22 protein-coding genes are annotated in these 21,637 nt (G+C 63.6%); 20 read left to right on the top strand and 2 right to left on the bottom strand.

The genetic code is table 11. The annotated features are described in order from the left end of the window. Positions 1-14: 14 nt before the first annotated feature. From ACFE72_RS10145 to ACFE72_RS10125, 5 genes are all read left to right on the top strand, one after another. The gene (locus ACFE72_RS10145) at positions 15-716 is read left to right on the top strand and encodes a response regulator transcription factor (RefSeq protein WP_029587720.1); all 702 of its coding nucleotides are present in this window, start codon (positions 15-17) and stop codon (positions 714-716) included. Between the two features lie 94 nt (positions 717-810). After that, positions 811-2,631, top strand: coding sequence for a stimulus-sensing domain-containing protein (locus ACFE72_RS10140; RefSeq protein ID WP_375412960.1), 1,821 nt, complete (start codon positions 811-813; stop codon positions 2,629-2,631). Further along, positions 2,628-3,134: an HPr kinase/phosphorylase gene (locus ACFE72_RS10135; protein WP_375412959.1), complete on the top strand. Its 507-nt coding sequence runs from the start codon at positions 2,628-2,630 to the stop codon at positions 3,132-3,134. Before ACFE72_RS10140 ends, ACFE72_RS10135 begins: the two co-directional genes overlap by 4 nt. 130 nt (positions 3,135-3,264) lie before the next feature. After that, positions 3,265-3,666 carry a PTS sugar transporter subunit IIA gene (locus ACFE72_RS10130; protein ID WP_327566872.1) on the top strand — a complete coding sequence of 134 codons (402 nt, stop codon included), beginning with the start codon at positions 3,265-3,267 and terminating at the stop codon, positions 3,664-3,666. After that, positions 3,663-3,998: an HPr family phosphocarrier protein gene (locus tag ACFE72_RS10125; RefSeq protein ID WP_375412958.1), complete on the top strand. Its 336-nt coding sequence runs from the start codon at positions 3,663-3,665 to the stop codon at positions 3,996-3,998. The genes ACFE72_RS10130 and ACFE72_RS10125 overlap by 4 nt, the downstream gene beginning before the upstream one ends. 132 nt (positions 3,999-4,130) lie before the next feature. Here ACFE72_RS10125 and ACFE72_RS10120 read toward each other — a convergent pair whose 3' ends face one another. Next, complete coding sequence (locus ACFE72_RS10120; RefSeq protein WP_375412957.1) at positions 4,131-5,741, bottom strand: glycosyltransferase family 39 protein; 1,611 nt, start codon at positions 5,739-5,741, stop codon at positions 4,131-4,133. 114 nt (positions 5,742-5,855) lie between these two features. Here ACFE72_RS10120 and lepA point away from each other — a divergent pair, with 114 nt between their 5' ends. The 10 genes from lepA (at position 5,856) to modC (ending at position 14,998) form a co-directional block, all read left to right on the top strand. Continuing rightward, positions 5,856-7,661, top strand: coding sequence for a translation elongation factor 4 (lepA, locus tag ACFE72_RS10115; RefSeq protein ID WP_375412956.1), 1,806 nt, complete (start codon positions 5,856-5,858; stop codon positions 7,659-7,661). Between the two features lie 538 nt (positions 7,662-8,199). Next, a complete protein-coding gene (locus tag ACFE72_RS10110; protein WP_375412955.1) occupies positions 8,200-8,409 on the top strand; it encodes a DUF2283 domain-containing protein in 210 nt (69 codons plus the stop codon). A 256-nt stretch (positions 8,410-8,665) separates the two neighbouring features. After that, positions 8,666-9,844: an acyl-CoA dehydrogenase family protein gene (locus ACFE72_RS10105; RefSeq protein WP_375412954.1), complete on the top strand. Its 1,179-nt coding sequence runs from the start codon at positions 8,666-8,668 to the stop codon at positions 9,842-9,844. Positions 9,845-9,960: 116 nt separating this feature from the next. Further along, entirely contained in the window at positions 9,961-10,311 is a 351-nt protein-coding gene (locus ACFE72_RS10100) for a plasmid stabilization protein (protein WP_375412953.1), read from the top strand. Between the two features lie 234 nt (positions 10,312-10,545). Beyond that, positions 10,546-11,499 (top strand): penicillin-insensitive murein endopeptidase, encoded by a 954-nt coding sequence (gene mepA / locus ACFE72_RS10095; RefSeq protein ID WP_375412952.1) that lies wholly within the window; start codon positions 10,546-10,548, stop codon positions 11,497-11,499. Positions 11,500-11,776: 277 nt separating this feature from the next. Then, positions 11,777-11,986, top strand: a complete 210-nt coding sequence (locus tag ACFE72_RS10090; RefSeq protein WP_375412951.1) for a molybdopterin-binding protein — start codon at positions 11,777-11,779, stop codon at positions 11,984-11,986. A gap of 2 nt (positions 11,987-11,988) precedes the next feature. Continuing rightward, the gene (locus tag ACFE72_RS10085; protein WP_375412950.1) at positions 11,989-12,492 is read left to right on the top strand and encodes a hypothetical protein; all 504 of its coding nucleotides are present in this window, start codon (positions 11,989-11,991) and stop codon (positions 12,490-12,492) included. A gap of 189 nt (positions 12,493-12,681) precedes the next feature. After that, positions 12,682-13,467, top strand: coding sequence for a molybdate ABC transporter substrate-binding protein (gene modA / locus ACFE72_RS10080; RefSeq protein ID WP_375412949.1), 786 nt, complete (start codon positions 12,682-12,684; stop codon positions 13,465-13,467). A gap of 149 nt (positions 13,468-13,616) precedes the next feature. Then, on the top strand, positions 13,617-14,312 hold the full coding sequence (gene modB, locus ACFE72_RS10075) for a molybdate ABC transporter permease subunit (RefSeq protein WP_375412948.1): 696 nt from the start codon (positions 13,617-13,619) through the stop codon (positions 14,310-14,312). A 2-nt stretch (positions 14,313-14,314) separates the two neighbouring features. After that, entirely contained in the window at positions 14,315-14,998 is a 684-nt protein-coding gene (gene modC / locus ACFE72_RS10070; protein WP_375412947.1) for a molybdenum ABC transporter ATP-binding protein, read from the top strand. A 24-nt stretch (positions 14,999-15,022) separates the two neighbouring features. On the opposite strand, the gene ACFE72_RS10065 is transcribed toward modC, so the two are convergent. Then, positions 15,023-16,819, bottom strand: coding sequence for a potassium/proton antiporter (locus tag ACFE72_RS10065; RefSeq protein WP_375412946.1), 1,797 nt, complete (start codon positions 16,817-16,819; stop codon positions 15,023-15,025). 324 nt (positions 16,820-17,143) lie between these two features. On the opposite strand from ACFE72_RS10065, the gene ACFE72_RS10060 reads away from it, so the two are divergent. From ACFE72_RS10060 to ACFE72_RS10040, 5 genes are all read left to right on the top strand, one after another. After that, complete coding sequence (locus ACFE72_RS10060; RefSeq protein ID WP_375413012.1) at positions 17,144-18,454, top strand: mechanosensitive ion channel family protein; 1,311 nt, start codon at positions 17,144-17,146, stop codon at positions 18,452-18,454. Positions 18,455-18,609: 155 nt separating this feature from the next. After that, complete coding sequence (locus ACFE72_RS10055; RefSeq protein ID WP_375412945.1) at positions 18,610-18,999, top strand: avidin/streptavidin family protein; 390 nt, start codon at positions 18,610-18,612, stop codon at positions 18,997-18,999. Between the two features lie 233 nt (positions 19,000-19,232). Then, on the top strand, positions 19,233-20,054 hold the full coding sequence (gene map, locus ACFE72_RS10050; RefSeq protein ID WP_375412944.1) for a type I methionyl aminopeptidase: 822 nt from the start codon (positions 19,233-19,235) through the stop codon (positions 20,052-20,054). A gap of 189 nt (positions 20,055-20,243) precedes the next feature. Beyond that, positions 20,244-20,954, top strand: a complete 711-nt coding sequence (gene radC, locus ACFE72_RS10045; RefSeq protein ID WP_375412943.1) for a DNA repair protein RadC — start codon at positions 20,244-20,246, stop codon at positions 20,952-20,954. A gap of 90 nt (positions 20,955-21,044) precedes the next feature. Continuing rightward, positions 21,045-21,398 (top strand): hypothetical protein, encoded by a 354-nt coding sequence (locus ACFE72_RS10040; RefSeq protein WP_375412942.1) that lies wholly within the window; start codon positions 21,045-21,047, stop codon positions 21,396-21,398. Positions 21,399-21,637 lie beyond the last annotated feature (239 nt).

Genomic DNA, 21,637 nt, shown 5'->3' with positions numbered 1-21,637 from the left:
CGGAAAGCAGGCTCATGCCCACAATCGCTTTGGTCGACGACGACCGCAACATCCTCACATCCGTCTCGATCGCGCTGGAAGCCGAGGGCTACCGCATCATGACCTATACGGATGGCGCCTCGGCGCTGGATGGTTTCCGCACCAGCCCGCCGGACCTCGCAATTCTCGACATCAAGATGCCGCGCATGGACGGCATGGAAACGCTGCGCCGGCTGCGGCAGAAGTCCGATCTGCCGGTAATTTTTCTTACCTCCAAGGATGAAGAGATCGATGAATTGTTCGGCCTCAAAATGGGCGCCGACGATTTCATCCGCAAGCCGTTCTCGCAGCGCCTGCTGGTGGAACGTGTAAAAGCCGTGCTGCGCCGCGCCGCGCCCAAGGATCCGACCGCGGTGCCGAAGGAAACCGACGCCAAAGCGCTGGATCGCGGCTTGCTGCGGATGGATCCGGAACGCCACACCTGCACCTGGAAGAACGAACCGGTCACGCTGACCGTCACCGAATTTCTGATCCTGCAGGCGCTGGCCACCCGCCCCGGGGTCGTGAAAAGCCGCAACGCCTTGATGGACGCGGCTTATGACGATCAGGTCTATGTCGACGACCGCACCATCGACAGCCACATCAAGCGGCTGCGCAAGAAATTCAAGGTTGTCGATGACGATTTCGAAATGATCGAAACCCTCTACGGCGTGGGCTATCGGTTCAAAGAAACCTGATAGACTGTCATTCCGGGTTCGCCGGCGCAAAGGCGCGGACGCGCCGGAATAACGCTGGTAAATCGGCGGAGTAACCTAACGGACGTTTTGGCCATTGCTTGATCGAACCCAGCCTGATCCGGGCGTGAACGCCGAAGGCACCTCGCCGTCGCTCGCGCTGGACGATATTGCCGCTGCCGACGGTGCGCGCGCGCAGGGCAAGCAGCGCGTGCTCGGCTGGCTGCGCCGGACCGGACGGTTTTTTTTCGCACTCAGCTTTTCAAGCCTGACCCGGCGCATCGTTTCGCTGAATCTGGCAGGCCTGATCGCGCTGGTGGCGTGCATTCTCTATCTCTCGCAGTTTCGCGCCGGCCTGATCGATGCGCGCGCCGAAAACCTGTTGTCGACGGGAGAAGTCATCGCGCGCGCCATCGCCGCGACGGGTACTACCGAAAACAACGGTCTAACCATCGACCCGGAGCGCCTGCTGGACCTGAAGCCCGGCGAAACCTTTGGCCCTTCCGACGATGCGTTGTCCGGTCTGGATTTTCCGATCAATCCGGAACGCATTGCACCGGTGCTGCGCGGCCTGATTTCGCCGACCAAGACGCGGGCCCGGATTTACGACCGCGACGGCGTGCTGATCCTCGACAGCCGCAGCCTGTACGGTCGGGGCGACGTCATGCGTTTCGAACTGGCCCCGCCCTCGGCCAGCACACCCGGAATCGCCGAGCGCGCGACCATCGCCATTCGCACCTGGCTCAATCGCGGCGACCTGCCGCTCTATCGCGAACTCGGTCCGGAGAACGGCAAGGGTTACAACGAAGTTTCCCGCGCCCTTGACGGCATCAAAGGTTCCATGGTGCGCATCAACGACCGCGGGGAAGTCATCGTCTCGGTGGCGGTACCGGTGCAGCATTTTCGCGCCGTCAACGGCGTGCTGCTGCTGTCGACGCAGGGCGGCGACATCGACCAGATGGTGACCGCCGAGCGGCTTGCGATCCTGAAGATTTTTGCGGTCGCAGCCGTGGTGATGATCGTGCTGTCGCTGCTGCTCGCGAGCACCATCGCCGGCCCGGTGCGGCGGCTTGCCGACAGCGCCGAACGCGTGCGTCGGCGCATCCGCACCCGGGTCGAAATTCCGGATTTCACCGGCCGCCGCGACGAAATCGGGCATCTGTCCGGCGCGCTGCGCGACATGACCGACGCGCTGTATAACCGCATCGAGGCGATTGAGATGTTCGCCGCGGATGTCGCCCATGAATTGAAGAACCCGCTGACATCGCTGCGCTCCGCGGTGGAAACCTTGCCGCTTGCCAGGAACGAGAACAGCCGTTCCCGGCTGCTCGCTGTCATCGAACACGACGTCAAGCGGCTCGACCGGCTGATCTCGGACATTTCGGATGCCAGCCGTCTGGATGCCGAGCTGCAGCGGCAGGACGAGGCGCCGGTGGATCTGCGCCGCCTGATCACGACGCTTACCTCCGTCGCCAATGAAACCCGGCTCGGCCACGATGTCGGCGTTGAAGCGCGCTTCGAAGGCAGCCCGAGGGATACGTTCTCGATCCCCGGCCATGATTCGCGGCTGGGACAGGTGATCTCCAACCTTCTGGTCAACGCGCAATCGTTTTCCGACCCCGGCGGCAAGGTCCGCATCGTCTGCCGCCGCGTGCGCTCCGAAATCGAAATCATCATCGATGACGACGGTCCCGGCATTCGCGAGGACGCGCTGGAGAAAATCTTCGAGCGGTTCTATACCGACCGTCCGCATCAGGGCTTTGGCCAGAATTCCGGCCTCGGCCTGTCGATTTCGAAACAGATCATCGAAGCCCATCGCGGACGCATCTGGGCCGAGAATCGCGCCGGCCCCGTCAATGCCGATGGTGAGGCTACCGTGGCCGGGGCGCGCTTCGTGGTGCGGCTGCCTGCGCCATGACGGCATCCGGCGGCGACAGCATCCACGCCTCCGCCGTGCTGGTGGGGGACCGTGCGGTGCTGATCCGCGGTCCGTCGGGATCCGGCAAATCACGCCTCGCATTCGACCTGATCCTCGCCGGGCGCGCGGGACAAATTCCGGCCGCCATGCTGGTCGGCGACGATCGCGTCTATCTGGAGGCCGCGCAAGGGCATCTGCTGGTACGGCCAGCCCGCGAGCTGGCCGGGCTGATCGAAATTCGCGGGCTCGGCATCCGCCGCTGCGATTTTGCCGAACCGGCGGCGGTGGGCCTGGTGGTGGATTTGGCGGCGGCCGACGCCGAGCGAATGCCCGTGCCTGATGCCCTGGCTATAACCGTATGCGGTGTTATAATACCAAGAATTCCGGTAAGTTCGGCCTTTCAGCCGTTCTCCATGGTGGCGGCCGCGCTGTGCACCCAACCTTCTGAGGATTGCTCTAAGGGAATTGGTAACCATATAAGGACCACTATCGCCACCCGATAGACCGGCGCCGGCTCCCCCCAATCCTGCTAAATCCGGGAGAATCCCGAAGATCCCCTCTTGCGCAGGGGCTCCGGATGGTCAAAGTGGCCCGTTCGTGCGGTGCACCAAAAGCACCCGCGAGGAGTTTCCGATGATTGGTCTGGTACTTGTGACCCATGGGCGCCTTGCCGACGAGTTCAAGGCGGCGCTCGAACATGTAATGGGTCCGCAAAAGCAAATCGAAGCAGTTACGATCGGCGCCGAGGACGATGCCGATCTGTGTCGGAGCGACATCATTGAAGCCGTCAATCGCGTCGACTCCGGCGATGGCGTCGCCATCCTCACCGACATGTTCGGCGGCACCCCATCTAACCTCGCGATCTCCTGCATGAGCCGGCCCAAGGTCGAAGTACTTGCGGGAATCAATCTTCCGATGCTGGTAAAACTTGCCAAGGTGCGCGAGGAGCGGCCGCTGCCCGACGCCATCGCGATGGCGCAGGAAGCCGGCCGCAAATACGTCACCATCGCCAGCCGGGTGCTCGCCGGAAAATGACCGACGACGCGGCTTCGCCCGGCGACAATGCGGCGGCTGATGCCCCATCATCGCCATCGGGTGCGGTAACCAGAGAAATTCCCATCATCAACAAACGCGGGCTTCACGCGCGCGCTTCCGCCAAATTCGTGAAGATGGTCGAGCAATTCGACGCCGAGGTCCTGGTCACCCGGGGCGGCGAGACCGTCGGCGGCACCTCGATCATGGGGCTGATGATGCTCTCGGCAGGTCCAGGCACCACCATCATCGTCTCCGCAACCGGCGCACAAGCTGAAGCCGCGGTGGCGGCGCTTGCCGAGCTTGTCGGCAAAAAGTTCAACGAGGAAGAATAGCTTTTCCACCGTCCCCGCGCAGGCGGGGACCCATAACCACCGTGCGCGCGGCTCTGCACGATGGTTGCAACGTCTCATTCCGATCGAGAATCCTGGGCGTATAGGTCCCCGCTTTCGCGGGACGACATTGCGTTACTTCCCCGGCGGCGCGATCCATATCTTCCACAACGTCGATGGCCCGGCGTGGCCATGGAAGAACCGCTGCGTCGTGATCGCCATCCGCTCGGCATTGGGCGCATTCGCCGCCATCCAGGCCTCGCAGGTCGGCAGCCGATAGTCGGTGGTATCGCAGACGCCGATGAAGCCGAGCCGTTTTGCCTCATCAAGCGATGTCAATCCGGATGACCACACTTCGCCGGGCGTGAAGGGCGCCGGATGATCGGCACTGTAGAACGTCATCGGTTCGCCGATTTCCGTGGTTCCCGCCACCACCGCCCAGCGCGTCTTGAAGCGCGCGCGCCACGCCTCGGTCAGTTCGCGCGCCAGCCCGGACCGCGACGCATAGGTCGAGGACGCATTTGGGTTGCGCTCGATCTCGGCTGCGGCGATCAGCGGCGACGCGCCGAGTGCCGCCAGGGTGACTGCAAGCCAGATCGCGGCAATATGAAACAGCGCGATCTTCTGCAGGCGCAGCGCCGGTATTGCGATCAACGCCAGCGGCGTCAGGAAGAACAGCGACATTCCCCAGTCGGTCTTCATATAGACGGTGAAGAGCAATGCGCCGAGCGGCGGCCCGACCGCGACCACGGCCTGGACGATCCAGATGTTGAGCGCCTGCGCCGCATTCACCCGCGCGTTCGCGCCAGCCGACCAGCTCCGCGCGACAGCCGCCAAAGGCGTGCGCCATCGCGCCGGCCAGCACAGCGCAAGCACGGCGAGCGCCACCGGCGCCGCCAGCAGGCCGAGATTGTGTCCGATGTAGCCAAGCACCAGCCGGACGTTTTGCGCGCGGCTCTCGAGGCCATAGACGTCGCCGGCATAGGTCAGCGGCACAAAGTCTACGTCCTGGAGCCACACCAGATGCGGAATCATCGCGACGACGAGGGTCGCAATCGCCACCCAGGGCGCCGGCGAGCGCAGGAACAGCATGCGGGCGGGATGAATCAGCGCCGCCAGTCCGATGGCGCCGATCATGGTCAGCACCCAGTATTTCGTCATCAGCGCCAGCGCACCGGCGAGCCCGAGCCACAGCCCTGCGCGCGCGGTGCGTTTCTCGAACGCGTGCAGATACGCCAGCACCAGCAGCGGCAGTGTCACCAGTTGCAGCAGATCCGGATTGTATTTGAAGCCCTTGAAATTGAAGACCGGATAGAGCGCCAGCATCACCATCGTGAAAAAGGCGCGGCGGCGATCGACCACGCGCAGCGCGATTCCCCAGCAGATGACCAACCCACAGCCCAGCGTCGCCATCGCCAGCGCATAGGTGGACCAGTCCGCGACGGGAAAGATCCTGAACCAGAGGCCGGCGATCCAGCCCGCGAGCGGCGGATGCTTGCCGTAGCCGAACTGGAATTTCTGGCCCCAGGCGAAAGCTTCCGCGACATCCATATGGACATCCTGCGCCGCCTTGAGGTTGGACAGAATGAGCGTCCACAGTGCCGCATGCGCGGCGGCAAAGCCGCTCACCAGCCGCAACCCGGCGTCGGGATCGGTCGCCGACGCCGCGACCCACGCCGCGAGCCGCCTCAGACCCGGCCGGCGGCGCACGCGCGATGTTGCGGGCAAAAATGAAGCAGCCGTCATGCCCGATTGCGTAGCGCGTTTTGCGCAGAAGTGGAATCGGCTTGACGTGAGATGAGGCCACCAAATCGCCCTAATAAGGTTGCTGGACCCCGGCGCGAATGCTATCCCGCGCCCATGACGTCAGGCCCTCTTTCCAACATCCGCAATTTCTCCATCGTCGCGCATATCGACCATGGCAAATCCACGCTCGCCGACCGCCTGATCCAGACCACGGGCGGGCTGCAGGCGCGCGAGATGAAGGAACAGGTGCTGGATTCGATGGATATCGAGCGCGAACGCGGCATCACCATCAAGGCGCAGACCGTGCGGCTGAATTACCATGGGCAAGACGGCAAGGATTACATCTTCAACCTGATGGACACGCCGGGCCATGTCGACTTTGCCTATGAAGTCTCGCGCTCGCTGGCGGCCTGCGAGGGCTCGCTGCTGGTGGTCGACGCCAGCCAGGGTGTCGAGGCGCAGACGCTGGCCAACGTCTATCACGCGCTCGATGCCGGCCACGAGATCGTGCCGGTGCTCAACAAGATCGATCTGCCGGCCGCCGAACCCGACCAGGTCCGGCAGCAGATCGAGGACGTGATCGGCATCGACGCCTCCGACGCGGTGATGATCTCGGCGAAAACCGGCCTCGGCATCGACGAGGTGCTGGAAGCCATCGTGCACCGGCTGCCGCCGCCGCAGGGCGACCGCGATGCCCCGCTGAAGGCGCTGCTCGTGGATAGCTGGTACGACGTCTACCTCGGCGTCGTGGTGCTGGTTCGGGTAGTCGATGGCGTGATGAAGAAAGGCCAGCGCATCCGCATGATGGGCACCAACGCCGCCTATGAGGTGGAACGCGCCGGATTTTTTACGCCGAAGATGACGGCGGTCGACGAACTCGGCCCCGGCGAGATCGGCTTCATCACGGCGGCGATCAAGGAAGTCGCCGACACCCGGGTCGGCGACACCATCACCGACGACAAGAAGCCGGTCACCGAAATGCTGCCGGGCTTCAAGCCGGCGATCCCGGTGGTGTTCTGCGGATTGTTTCCGGTCGATGCCGACGATTTCGAGACGCTGCGCGCGGCGATGGGCAAGCTGCGCCTCAACGACGCCAGCTTTTCGTTCGAGATGGAGACTTCCGCGGCGCTCGGCTTCGGCTTCCGCTGCGGCTTCCTCGGACTGTTGCATCTGGAAATCATCCAGGAGCGGCTGAGCCGCGAATTCGATCTCAACCTGATCGCGACCGCGCCGAGCGTGATCTACAAGATGCATCTCACCGACGGAACGGTGATCGAGATCCACAACCCGATCGACATGCCCGACGTGGTGAAGATCGCCGAGATCGAGGAACCGTGGATCGAGGCCACGATCCTGACCCCGGACGAATATCTCGGCAGCGTCCTGAAACTGTGCCAGGACCGCCGCGGTTCGCAGAAGGAGCTGACTTACGTCGGCAACCGCGCGATGGTGAAATACGACCTGCCGCTCAACGAGGTGGTGTTCGATTTCTACGATCGCCTGAAATCGGTTTCCAAGGGCTATGCCTCGTTCGACTATCATCTCACCGACTACAAGCCGGCCGATCTGGTCAAGATGCAGATCCTGGTCAACAACGAGCCGGTCGATGCGCTGTCGATGCTGGTGCACAAGACCCGCGCCGAGGGCCGCGGCCGCGCCATGGTGGAGAAGATGAAGGAACTGATCCCGCCGCACATGTTCCAGATCCCGATCCAGGCCGCGATCGGCGGCAAGGTGATCGCCCGCGAAACCGTCCGCGCGCTGCGCAAGGACGTCACCGCCAAATGCTACGGCGGCGACATCACCCGCAAGCGCAAACTTCTGGAGAAGCAGAAGGAAGGCAAGAAGAAGATGCGCCAGTTCGGCAAGGTCGACATTCCGCAGGAGGCGTTCATCGCGGCGCTGAAGGTGGATAGCTGAGGCGAAACGTTACTTCCCTCCCCCGGGAGGTTCATCATCACCCGGGCGCTTTGAATTTTCTGCTTCTGCGGTAATCAATTGCCTGATCATCGTATGCTTGAACTCCCTATACAACTCGCGAAATACGAGACTATAGTTCCAAGCTTCGATTTTTGCAGAAACGAGCGGTTTGCCGAACTCACCAGATAATTGCTGTGAAGAAAGAAAACGGTCTTATTAATACTTAGATTTGGGGCTGCTCAACACCGGAATTTACTTCACAGTTTGATCCGTATGAGCGTGCCCGTGGAAAAGAAATTGGTCCTTACCGCGCACGCCCGGATCAGGTTGCACGGCCGCCATATCGATCCAGGCTGGATTGAAGAAACCATTTTTGACGCCGATTGGATTGAACCCGACCCCAGAGACCCGGCCGTTGAGCGCAGATTTCGAGCAGTCCCACAATTCGGTGGCCGTATCCTCCGGGTGGCGTGTGTTGAGACAAATCGAGCATTCGCCTTATAAGTGTGATGTTCGACCGGAACGCGAGGCGAAAGCCATGACAGACATGACTTACGATACCGAAGCCGATGCGGTGTATATCACCGTCGGACGTGGCACGGTTGACCGGACAGAAGAGTCCGGCCCGTTCATCTATGACGTAGACGCCGATGGCCGTATCGTCGGTATCGAAATCCTGTCCGCGAGCAAGGTTTTGGTGCTCGGAGACTGGAAAAAAAGCCAGCCCACCGGGCAAAGCACGCGTTAGCGCAGCCGAGTAACCATTCAGTGCACTGCCTGATGCGAACTGTCCGGGCAGCTAGATGCAACCCGGAGTTTTTGGCAGCTACGCCGCGAAGCCGAAATGACGCGACATCATCCTGAAAGCGATGCGATCGACGGCTGGATCGAGGCCATCTGCGATCAGGATCGTTTCGATTGGCCGCCATTCTGATCGTCTTGATCGATGCCGCCAGATGCCTTACCGCTACCATCGGCCAGCTAAAAACAAAGCCGAGGAAGCCATGAACAAGCCGCCCGGTTTCGACCTCGTCGCGCGTGCGCGGGCGTTGGCGCCGCTGATCGCGTCCGAGGCGAACGAGATCGAGCGGACGCGGCGCCTCACCGCGCCGGTGGTGTCCGCGTTGATCGAGAACGGGCTGTATCGCGCGCTGCTGCCGAAAAGCACGGGCGGCGCGGAGGCGCCGATCGAGAATTTCATGCAGATGCAGGAAGAGATCGCCAAGGCCGATGCGTCGACGGCGTGGTGTCTTGGCCAATGCGCCGTCTGCGCCATGACCGCGGCCTATCTCGATCCGGAAACCGCGCGCGAGATTTTCGGCCCCGCCGACGGCATCCTGGCCTGGGGCGCGATCGCCCATGAGGCGCGCGCCGTTCCCGGCGGCTATCGCATTTCCGGACGCTGGGATTTTGCGAGCGGCTCGCGCCAGGCGAAATGGCTCGGCGCGCATGTGCGGATCGTGGAGGCCGACGGCACGCCACGGCGCAAGCCGGACGGCGCGCCGGAGGTGCGCACCGTCCTGTTTCCGCTGAGCAGCGCCACCATGTACGATGTCTGGGACGTGATCGGCCTCAACGGCACCGGCACCGACAGCTATTCGGTCGATGACCTGTTCATTCCGGACCGGTTCGCGGCGCTGCGGGACGACCCCGCGGCGCTGCGCGAACAGGGACCGCTCTACAAGCTTCCCACCTACTTCGCGTTCAGCCTCGGCTTCGCCGCGGTGTCGCTCGGGGTGGCGCGCGCCACCCTCGATGCCGCCACCGATCTGGCGCGCGGCAAGGCGTCGTTCGGCATCAAGCCGATGCGCGACAACAACGCCGTTCAGGGCGCGATCGGCCGCGCCGAGGGCGATCTGCGCGCGGCGCGCGCCTATCTCTATGCGACCGCCGGCGAGGTCTGGCGCGATCTTCCGTCCGGCGGCCTCACCGGCGAGCACCGCATCGCGTTGCGTCTGGCCTCGACCTGGACCATTCACCGCGCGGCGTCGGTGGTCGAGGCCGCCTACCGCATGGCCGGCGCCACCGCGGTGTTTCGCGCCAATCCGTTCGAACGCCGCTTCCGCGACATGCATGCGATCACGCAGCAGATCCAGGCCCGCGATACCCATTACGAGGACGTCGGCAAGGCGATCCTGAGCGGCGGCGCGGACACCCCGCTCTCGACGTCGCAGCGGGCCTGATCCCGCCCCGGCCGACGCGCTGACCTCTCCCTTTAGCAGAAAGCTGCGGCCGCCGGAACCTGCGCATGCGGACGTGCGTTGCGATCCCACGTCGGCACTAACATCGGGAGAGCACCATGCCGCGCGGCGACAAATCGAGCTACACCGACAAGCAGAAGCGAATGGCCGAACACATCGAGGAGGGCTACGAAAAGCGCGGCGCCAGCAAGAAGGAATCCGAGCGGCGTGCCTGGGCGACGGTGAACAAGGAAACCGGCGGCGGCAACAAGAGCGGCTCCGGGCGCGGCATCGCCGATACCAACGTCTCGGCGAAAAAAGGCGGCCGGATCGGCGGCCCGCGCGGCGGCAAGGCCTCCGCGAGCAGGCCGGCGGCGGCACGATCCCGCTCCGCGAAAAAGGCGGCGGCGACACGCAAGCGCACCGCGACCAAGCGGTCGGCGCCGCGCAAGACCGCGCGGAAGCGGTAAGGCTGCGCCATTCGCCTCGGCGTTGACGCGACGTCTCGCTTTTGCAAGGAGCAAAGCGGCGACGCGATACAGCGTGGACCGGCCACGATCCGCTGCTTTCCACGCCATCGGCGACGGCAGCGGCGGCGAAGCTTCGCGCCGGATCAGAAACTTCGCGCCGGATCAAGCGATTGGGTCGGCACATCGCGTCTCCGCTGCTGATTTCACGCATCACTTGCGTTATAGAATGCGCCGATGAACTGCCGCCTGATTCTTCCCTTGATTTTCGGCCTGTTTCTGATTCCGGTTACCGCCGCCCCCGTCGCGATGGCGCAGGAAAAGGGCAGTCTCGACCCGAAGCCGCTGCCGCCGCTCGCCAATCCCGGCGATCCCAATATCGCCGCCAAGGAGCTGTTCGGCCGCAAGCTGCTGCCGGCGGCGATGCCGACGCGCGTGGTCGGGTTCTATGCCAAGGGTTGCATCGCCGGCGCCGAGGCGCTGCCGATCAACGGCGACACCTGGCAGGTGATGCGGCTGTCGCGCAACCGCTACTGGGCGCATCCCGACATGGTCGCGCTGCTGCAGCGGTTGTCAGCCAGGGCGCGCAAGGACGCGGGCTGGCCGGGACTGTTGATCGGCGACATGTCGCAGCCGCGCGGGGGCCCGATGATCACCGGCCACGCCAGCCACCAGGTCGGACTCGATGCCGATATCTGGCTGACGCCGATGCCGAAGCGGCGACTGTCGCGCGAGGAACGGGAGGAAATGTCCGCGGTGATGACGGTGCGCGCCGACCGTCTCGACATCGATCCCAAGGTCTGGACGCCGACCCACCTGCCGGTGATCCGCGCCGCAGCGCAGGAACCGAGCGTCGAACGTATCTTCGTCAACGCCGCGATCAAGAAAGCGCTGTGCCGCGAAGCCGGGGGTGACCGCGGCTGGCTTTCCAAGGTGCGCCCGATGTACGGCCACGATTATCACTTTCACGTCCGCATCAAGTGCCCGCCGGGCGGCGGCGAATGCGAAAGCCAGCCGGCGCCGTCCGACAGCGATGGCTGCAGCGCCGGCGATCTCGCCTACTGGTTCAAGGATTCGGTGCTGCATCCAAAGCCGCCGAAAATCCCGCCGAAACCGACGCCGCCGATGACGCTCGCGCAACTGCCTGCGGCGTGCAAGCAGGTGTTGACGGCGCCGGACGCAAAGCAATAACCGTTCCCCCCATCGGTGTTCGGACGCGCGCTTCGCACCAACCCGGAATCCGGCTCCTCGCATTCTCCTGACTCCGGGTTCGCTCGCGATGCGAGCACCCGGAACGGCGCACAGGCACCAAATGGATTTCTTCGGCTCCGGAAATCTGCTAAAGTCGGGCATCGCGGCGCCGTAAGCGCGCGCAAATGTCTGGGACGGCGGTCCCGGCTTCTTATCCAGCCATCTGTCAGCACAGGTGCGTAGCGTTGCCGCGCGCGCCGTAACGCAAGGCTTCATCATGCGCATCAGTGCACGCAACCAGATCAAAGGCACCGTCGTCGACGTCAAGAAAGGTGCGACCACCTCCCATGTCCGTGTCGATATCGGCGGCGGCAATATCGTGACTTCCGCCATAACCAACGAAGCGGTCGATGAACTGGACATCAAGGCCGGCGGCAAGGCCACCGTCCTGGTGAAGGCGTCCGACGTCATGATCGCGGTGGATTGACCATGCGTACGCCCCTGCACATCACGTTAATGTTGCTCGGAGCGGCTCCCGCCTGGGCGGACGAACCGAGCGGCTGCGACAAATTCAAATGGCCGATCGAGCGCGAACGCGCGGCGCTGACCGCGCCGGATCGCATCAAGCTGACGTCGGGCGCAGAGCTTGCGGCATTGCCGCCAACCGGCGTCACGCTTGGCTTGCGCGCCCCCGCCGAGGCCAAATTACCCTCGCCGCCAGAGCGGGCGCCGAAGGAAGGTACCTTTGCTGGCTTCGCGAGCTTCAAAAACCCGCCAAAGGCCGGCGTCTATACCGTCAGCCTGTCGTCGGGCGGCTGGATCGACGTCGTACAGGGCGGCAATTTTCTCAAGCCGAAGGCGCATAGTGGTGCGACCGACTGCGACGGCATCCGCAAAACCATGAAGTTTGAGTTGGCGGCAAGTCCCTTTGTGATCCAGATCAGCGGCACGAAGGAGGATTTGGTATCGATGGCGATCCTGCCGTCCGAATAGTGCCGATCTGAGACGAACGGTCACTTTACCCGCAGCGTCAGCCTGTTATGTTCGTGCTGCGACCTCCCGGGCCTGCCGTAAGCGCGCCTGGGACGGCCGGAACGGCGCTTCCGCCTGTCGCTTTCATCGACCACCAACGCCTGATTTGCACGCGCCGGAAGCGCGTGCGAACACGTACGGAGCGCCATCATGCATCGTCTCGCCGTATTTTTCGCCGCCCTCACCGTCCTGTTCGGATCGGCCCATTCGCCCGCGCCGGCGCAGGACAGGACGCTTACCGTGTTCGCCGCGGCTTCGATGAAGAACGCGCTTGACGACATCGATGCCGCCTACACGGCGAAAACCGGCGTCAAGATCGTGGCAAGCTATGCCGCAAGCTCGGCGCTTGCCAAGCAGATCGAGCAGGGCGCGCCGGCGGATATTTTTATGTCCGCCGACACTGACTGGATGGATTATGCAATCGGAAAACGCAACATCAGCGAGTCAACGCGCGTCAACCTGCTCGGCAACGCCATCGTGCTGGTCGCGCCGAAGGATTCTTCGACCGACAATGTGACGATTGCACAAGGCTTCGATCTCGCCAGGCTGGCCGGCGACGGCAAGATCGCGACCGGCGACGTGAAAGCCGTACCGGTCGGCAAATATGCCAAGGCCGCATTGGAAAAGCTCGGCGCGTGGACCGCGGCTGAACCGAAATTCGCGATGGCCGAAAGCGTACGCGCGGCGCTGACGCTGGTGGCGCGCGGCGAAGCGGTCCTCGGCATCGTCTATTCGACCGACGCCAAGGTCGAGCCGGGCGTCAAGGTCATCGGCACCTTCCCCGCGGATTCGCATCCTGCCATCATCTATCCGGTTGCGGCGACCACGATCGCCAAGCCGGAGGCCGCCGACTATCTCGCCTTCCTGCGCTCGTCGGCGGCCAAGACCATCCTGGAAAAATACGGCTTCAAGTTTCTGGTCAGCCCGACGACATGACATTGTCCTATCGTCATTGCGAGCCACCGGGTCGCGCGAATGCGCGCCCGATGATAAACGCCGCCGAAGCAACCCGCAGACCGGCCAAGACTGGATTGCTTCGTCGCAAACGATCCTGGCAATGACCGAAGCGCAATTGCCGGGGTCTCATGTTTGACATCTCCCCCGCCGAATGGACCGCGATCCTGCTCTCGCTGCGGATCGCGGCGGTCGCCACGCTGATATCGACACCCATCGGTATCGCGGTGGCCTGGCTGCTGGCGCGGCGCGAGTTCTGGGGCAAGCCGGTCGTCGACGCCCTGATCTATCTGCCGCTGGTGCTGCCGCCGGTGGTGACCGGGTATTTCTTGCTGCTGACATTCGGACGGCGCGGCCTGGCCGGGGCGTGGCTGGCCGATCATCTCGGCATCGTGATCGCGTTTCGCTGGACCGGCGCCGCGCTGGCCTGCGGCGTGATGTCGTTTCCGCTGCTGGTGCGGCCGATCCGGCTCTCCATCGAGGCGATCGACCGCCGGCTGGAGCAGGCCGCGGGCACCTTGGGCGCCGCGCCTTGGCAGGTGTTCACCACGGTGACGCTGCCGCTGGCGCTGCCGGGGGTGCTGGCCGGCATGGTGCTGGGCTTCGCCAAGGCGATCGGCGAGTTCGGCGCGACCATCACGTTCGTCTCCAATATTCCCGGCGAGACCCAGACCATTTCCTCGGCGATCTATTCGCTGATCCAGAGCCCCGGCGGCGACACCGCGGCGCTGCGGCTGGCGATCGTTTCCATCGTTATCGCGATGGGCGCGCTGATCGGCTCCGAATTTTTCGCGCGCCGCGCCACCCGGCGCCTGCATGGAAGTTGATCATGCTGCGCGTTGACGTGTCCAAGCGGCTCGGTGAATTCTCCATCGAAGCTGCTTTCACCAGCGAAGGCCGGGTCACCGGACTGTTCGGCGCGTCCGGCGCCGGCAAGACGTCGCTGATCAACATGATCGCCGGATTGCTGAAGCCCGACCGCGGGTTCATCGCCATCGACAATGAAACGCTGGATGACACAGCGAAACGGGTGCACATTCCACCCTATCGCCGCCGCGTCGGTTATGTGTTCCAGGACGCCCGGCTGTTTCCGCATCTCGATGTGAGCCAGAATCTGGACTATGGCCGGCGCATGAACGGTCTTAAGCGCGATCCGCTCAGCGAAGCGCGGATCACCGATCTGCTCGACATCGGCGGCCTCAAGGATCGCCGTCCCGGTCAATTGTCCGGCGGCGAACGTCAGCGCGTTGCGCTCGGCCGCGCACTGTTATCGAAACCAAGGTTGCTGTTGCTCGATGAGCCGCTGGGCTCACTGGACGAGGGCCGCAAGGTTGAGATCCTGCCCTACCTGGCGCGCTTGCGCGACGAGGCCGGGATCCCGATGGTTTATGTCAGCCACGACGCGGCCGAATTGCGCCAGTTGGCGACGCAGATCGTGATGCTCAGGAACGGACGGGTAACCGCACTTGGCGGAGTCAAGGTGCTGCAAGCCGTCATCCCGGGACGCGAGTGAAGCGCGCGAAACCGGAATCCTCCGTCATCCTATTCCCGTCACCGACGCCCACATCCGCGCCAGCCTGCGCTTGAGCGCCGCCGCGCGCGTCAACGGCACAACCTCTTCCTCATCCTCGGGCAATCGCAGTCCGACGACATTCACCCTGCCGCCGCCGAGGCTGCGGGCGACGAGAACGATGGAATCCAGAGCAAGTTCTGCGCCTTCCTTCGGCGCATGGTCGAGATGAATGTCAAAGTAATCCGCCAGCGTCAGTTTCGCCTGCTCTTCATCCACCGCCACGCCGTAGATCTCGGCAAGCTCGCCCAGCGTATGTTCACCCGATACCATGAAATCGCCGAACAGATGCGGATCGGGCGCCGAACTCGGCGCCATGTCGACAAAGAAGCGATCCAGCGCCTCGGCTTTTTCCGGCGGCGCCAGCAGATAGATATAGTCGCCGGCCGCGACCGGTTCGGCCTCCGCGGGTGATAAAATCTTCTGGTCGCGGATCACCAGCGTCGGCTTCGACCAGGATGGAATGAGGCCGCGGCGCAAATACAGGCTTTTGGGACGAACGGCGTAACCGACCAGTTGCTGCTCGAGCTGGCCGGGCAGATCCAGCTCCACGCGTCGCGGCCCGCGGTCCGCGCGCGGCAGCGCGACATGGAGACGGCGCGCCGCGGCGGCCAGCGTCCAGCCCTGCAGCAGCAGCGAGATGATGACGACGACGAAGGCGACGTCGAAATAGAGATAGGCCTTCGACAGTCCCACCAGCATCGGGATCGAGGCCAGAAAGATCGCGACCGCGCCGCGCAGGCCGACCCAGGCGATGAACGCCTTTTCCCGCCAATTGAACTTGAACGGCGCCAGGCAGAGCAGCACCGCGACCGGCCGGGCCACCAGCATCAGCACCAAGGCGACCACCACCGCCGGCGCAAGGCTGCCGACCAGCCGCTGCGGCGATACCAGGAGGCCCAGCAGCACGAACATCACGATCTGCGCCAGCCAGGTCGCGGCATCGAGAAACGCCACCACCGAATTATGCGCGCGGGTCGGACGGTTGCCGATGATGATGCCGGCGAGATAGACCGCGAGGAATCCCGAGGCGTGTGCGATCTGCGCCGCGCCGAAGATCACCAGCGCCGCGGTGGTGACGAACGGCGCGTGCAGTCCCTGCGGCAGGGCGACGCGGTTCAGCGCCAGCACCACCAGCCGTCCGCCGACGATGCCGATGACGGCGCCGAACGCCGCCTCGCGGGCCAATTCCAGCATCACATGCGCGACCGAGCTTTCGCCGACTGAAATCAGCTCCACCAGCATCAGCGTGAGAAACACCGCGAACGGATCGTTGGTGCCGGATTCGGCCTCCAGGGTCGCGCCGACGCGCGGACGCAGCCGCAAGCCCTGGGCATGGACCAGCAGAAACACCGCCGCGGCGTCGGTCGACGCCACCACGGCGCCGACCAGCAGCGCCTCGGTCCAGTTCAGGTCGAGCGCGTATCGGGCGACCGGCGCCGTGATCATCGCGGTCAGCAATACGCCGATGGTCGCCAGCACCACCGATGGCGCCAGCACCGTGCGGATGCTTGAAAACCGCGTCTTCAATCCGCCGTCGAACAGGATCAGCGCCAGCGCCACCGACCCCACCAGATAGGTGGTGCGCACATCGTCGAACCGGATCTGGCCGGGGCCGGAATCGCCGGCCAGCATGCCGATAAAAAGAAACACCAGCAGCAATGGCGCGCCAAAGCGCAGCGCGAGCAGGCTGGACAGGATGCCCGCCATCACCAGGACCGCGCCGAGCAGGATGGCTATGCTGACCGAATCGAGAGAAGCCATGAACCTCCGTAATGGTCGCAAAACCTCGCGATTGCATCCTTATCGTCGCCACAGTTAGACGCCAACCCATTTTTGCCGCCTTGAGCCGCAGCCACCGTAGGGTAGGCAAAAGCCGCTCTTGCGCCATGTTCACCGTCTTGCCACCGGCAGATCAGGGCGGGCACGCTTGCTTACCCACCCTGCTCCGGTTTTCGTCACTGCCGGGCTTGACCCGGCAATCCATCTCTCTGAAGAGTCGCGCAACGAAAATGGATGCGCGGGTCACGCCCGCGCATGACGCTTCGGCACGGCGCCGATCGCGGTTGAAACGAGATTCTGGCGATGATGGAATTGGACGAAGTCTATGAACTGCTGCAGGGCGCGGCGCGCTCGGTCGGCGCCGAAGTCACCTCGCCGTGGTTTTATCTGCAGCTCGGCCTGATCCTCGCCGGCGCCGGGATTGCGTTCGGCGTCGGCGCGGCGGTCCGCTCCCGCCTCGACATGACCTCGCTCGCCATGGGCTGGCCGGCGCCGCTGCGGCTGTTCATGCGGGTGCTGGTCGGCAGCGCTTCGACGGCGGCGTTCGCGGTGCTGATGATCGCAGCGCGCGGGATCATGCTGGCATCGACCTGGCCGAGCCGCAGCTATCTGCTCGAGGTCTCCGCCAAGCTCGCCGCCGCCTGGCTGATCATCCGCCTCGTCACCAGCTTGATCCGCAACGAATTCGTGGTCCGCGTGGTGTCGCTGGCGGCATGGCTGGTCGCGGCGCTCAGCATCATCGGGCAGTTGACGCCGACCCTCGATGCGCTGGATTCGGTCGCGATCGTGCTCGGCGGCCTGCGGCTGACGCCGCTGCTGCTGATCAAGCTCGGCGTGCTGCTGGCGACGGCGCTCTGGCTGACCAACATCGCCAGCAATTTTCTTGAAGCCCGCATCATCCAGTCCCGGGACCTCACGCCATCGATCCAGGTGCTGCTGATCAAGATGATGCGGCTCGTACTGATGATCCTCGCGATCACGATCGTGATGAGCACGGTCGGCATCAACCTGTCGGCGCTGGCGATCTTCTCCGGCGCGGTGGGCGTCGGCATCGGCTTCGGGCTGCAGAAGATCGTCGCCAATTTCATCTCCGGCGTCATCCTGCTGGCGGATAAATCGGTAAAGCCCGGCGACCTCGTCACCATCGGCGACAGTTCGGGCCGCATCAGCGCGATGAACACGCGTTATATCTCGGTCGCCGCCGGCGACGGCCGCGAGTTTCTGATTCCGAATGAGGACCTGATCACCCAGAAGGTGGTGAACTGGACTTACACCGACAAGAATGCGCTGGTCAAAGTCAACTTCAGCACCAATTACGAGGCCGATCCGCGGCTGGTCTGCAGGCTCGCGATCGAGGCGGCCGAGGCGTCGCCGCGCGCCACCAAGGGCAAGCCGCCCAATTGCCTGATTAACGAATTCGCCGAGGTCGGCATGAAATTCACGCTGACATTCTGGATTTCCGATCCCGACGGCATGGACAAGGTCAAGAGCGACGTGATGCTGACGCTATGGGATGCGTTCAAGCACGACGGCATCCGCGTGCCCTATCCGGTCCGCGAAATCCGCATCCGCGGCGGCGCGCTGCCGGTGGAAACGACGGTGGAAGTGCCGGGGTGAGAGCGCTCGCAGGCTTTACTCCGGCTTGATGAGCAGGGCGCCGGAAAGCGGGCGTATGAAGCAGCGCACGATCACAGGTTGATCGCCGCGACGGCTGATGATAGGACTAGGCAAAAACACCAGCCGCGTCTTTTCTTATTAAGGAAGGAACCGTCATGAAACGAATTTTATTGGCCTTTGTCGTACTGCTCGGGTTTCAAACTTACGCGTTTTCTCAGGCGCTCCCTTCAGGGTCGCTCTGGCGGAACCAACGAGGTTCGACGCTGGAGGTATTTTTTGCGGATCCCTCCGGCTCGTTTCAAGGCACCTTCATCAACCAGGCGGCCGGGTTTCAGTGTAGAGGCACGCCTTATCCGGCGACGGGCACGGCCCAGAATGCTGCGGCGGTTTTCGCTGTGACGTTTGTTCAATGCACCTCGCACACGACATGGTATGGCACGGTGATCGGCAATACGATGAGAACGAATTGGGTTCTTGTCTACATCCCGCCAAGTGGTCCGCCGCAAACGGTCCGTGGCTCGGACGTATTCACTCGGGTTCGCTAGCGCGGGTCCGTTCACGGCAGGCTACCACATCTCCGCGGCCTAATTCGCCGACCGTCGCCGGTGGTCGTCGCGCTGATGGCGTCAGGGCCGGTTCACATGGCTTGGGACCTTTCCGGCGGAACGATGGCACCGCCGAGATCGGCCATCGGCACCGGTAGCTTGCACCGCCGGCGCCAATCATTAGATTAGGGCGCGAGTCACCCGCGCAATAGCTGCAGAACCCAGCCCCGCCGATGAGCTACGTCGAAGCCTCCGAAACCTCGCAGCGCAAGACCGGGCAGATCAAGCTGCACGGCGCTGCCGGCTTTGCCGGCATGCGCAAGGCCGGCTCCCTGGTGTCGGCCTGCCTCGATGAACTGACCGACATCGTCAAACCGGGGCTGCCGACCTCCGTAATCGACGATTTCGTGCGCGATTTCGCCTTCAGCCACGGCGCCTACCCCGCCACCCTGATGTATCGCGGCTATCGCTATTCGACCTGCACCTCGATCAATCACGTGGTCTGCCATGGCATGCCGGGGGACCGGGTGCTGAAGGACGGCGACATCGTCAATATCGATGTGACCTTCATCGTTGACGGCTGGTACGGCGATTCCAGCAGGATGTATGCGCTGGGCGGGATCGCGCGAAAAGCCGAGCGGTTGATCGAGGTGACCTACGAAGCCATGATGCGCGGCATTGCCGCGGTGAAGCCGGGTGCGACCACCGGCGACATCGGCCACGCCATTCAGAGTTTTGTCGAACCGCAGGGCATGAGCGTGGTGCGCGATTTCTGCGGTCATGGCCTGGGGCGCATGTTCCACGACGAGCCGAACATCATCCACATCGGCCGCCCCGGCGAAGGCGTGAAGCTGAAGCCCGGCATGTTCTTCACCATCGAGCCGATGATCAATCTCGGCAAGCCGCATGTGAAGATCCTGTCGGACGGCTGGACCGCAGTGACGCGCGACCGTTCGCTGTCGGCCCAATTCGAGCATTCGGTGGGCGTGACTCAGAACGGCGTCGAGATTTTCACGCTGTCGAAGCGCAGCGGCGAGAAGCCGCTCGGCGCATAGAAACGCCATCGTCATTCCGGGCACGCGTCGTCGCGGACCCGGTATCCAGGTCCACGGTATCCCGTTTCCGGGTTCGCGCGCCTCCGCCCGCGCGCCGGAATGACCATTTGATTTCCGTTAGCTGAAATCGCAGGAGCCACAACCTGCCGTCGGTTGTAAATGCTGCCAAGCACGGCATTGTTGTCCCCGATGTCCGCAGAAGTCAGCACCGAGCCGGGATTTGACGACGAGCCGCATTATCATGGCCATCGCGAACGGCTGCGCGAGCGCTTTCGCAGCGTCGGACCCGATGCGCTCAGCGACTACGAACTGCTGGAGATGGTGCTGTTCCGCGCGCTTCCCCGGCGCGACGTCAAGCCGCTGGCGAAGGCGCTGATCCGCAAGTTCGGTTCGTTCGCCGAAACCGTCCATGCGCCGGCCGCGCGGCTGCGCGAAATCAGCGGGCTCGGAGAGGCCGCGATCACGGAGATCAAGCTGATCGCGGCGGCCGCGAGCCGTGTCGCCAAAGGGCAATTGAGCGCGCGCACCATGCTGTCGTCATGGGCAACACTGATCGATTACTGCCGGACCACGATGGCGTTCGCCGACAAGGAGCAATTCCGCATCCTGTTCCTGGACAAGCGCAACCAGTTGATCTCCGACGAACTGCAGCAGATCGGCACCGTCGATCACACCCCGGTGTATCCGCGCGAGGTCATCAAGCGGGCGCTGGAACTGTCGGCGACCGCGATCATCCTGGTGCACAACCATCCCTCCGGCGATCCGACTCCGTCGCAGGCGGATATCCAGATGACCCGCGCGATCGTCGACATCGCAGACCCGCTCGGCATCGTCGTGCACGACCACATCATCGTCGGCAAGAACGGCCATGCCAGCCTGAAGGGGCTGAAGCTGATTTGAACGCGGCCTGGCCAACTTGAGGTTGCCCGACCGGGAATGTAGGCTGCCGGTGCCCGGCGCTGGTTCGCGAACGGGTCAGGGAGGGAGACGATGGCAGATGCATTTCCGGCAACCGGTCACAAATACCTGGTCCACTTCACCGCCGACGACGGCGGCGGGCAGTTCAGGGTCCAGCTCGATTTTCATTCGCTGACCTCGCTCACCTACACCGGGGTCAATTCCAGCGGAGCGCCGGTCGGCCCATCCGAGACGGTCGACATCACCGTCGAGTCGATCAGGGACATGCTGTTTCTCGTGACTTGGAAAGAGCAGCAGGGAACCACCGTGGTACATCTGGAAGACTACAAGAACAACATGATCATCACCACCATCACCGATCCGACCAACGATCCGGCCAAACCGAAGTTTTCCAAGTATCACGGCACCATGACACAGATTCCGTAAGGGCACCGTGTCCCACGCAATCACATCACCGCAAGTCCCGCGACGGCGGGGATGTACATATCCCGTCATACGCGGGCTTGACCCGCGTATCCATCGGTCTTCGGAAGGATTTTCCAAGCGGATGGATTGCCGGGTCAAGCCCTACTGGATTCACACATCTCATCGTCATGGCCGGGCTTGACCCGGCAATCCACGTCTTTGCTCCACATCAGGAAGAAAGACGTGGATGCCCGGCACAA

The organism is uncultured Bradyrhizobium sp. (assembly GCF_964252615.1).
Classification (GTDB): domain Bacteria; phylum Pseudomonadota; class Alphaproteobacteria; order Rhizobiales; family Xanthobacteraceae; genus Bradyrhizobium.
The sequence above is the reverse complement of the archived record's forward strand: the minus strand, read 5'-3'. Positions and strand labels throughout refer to the sequence as shown.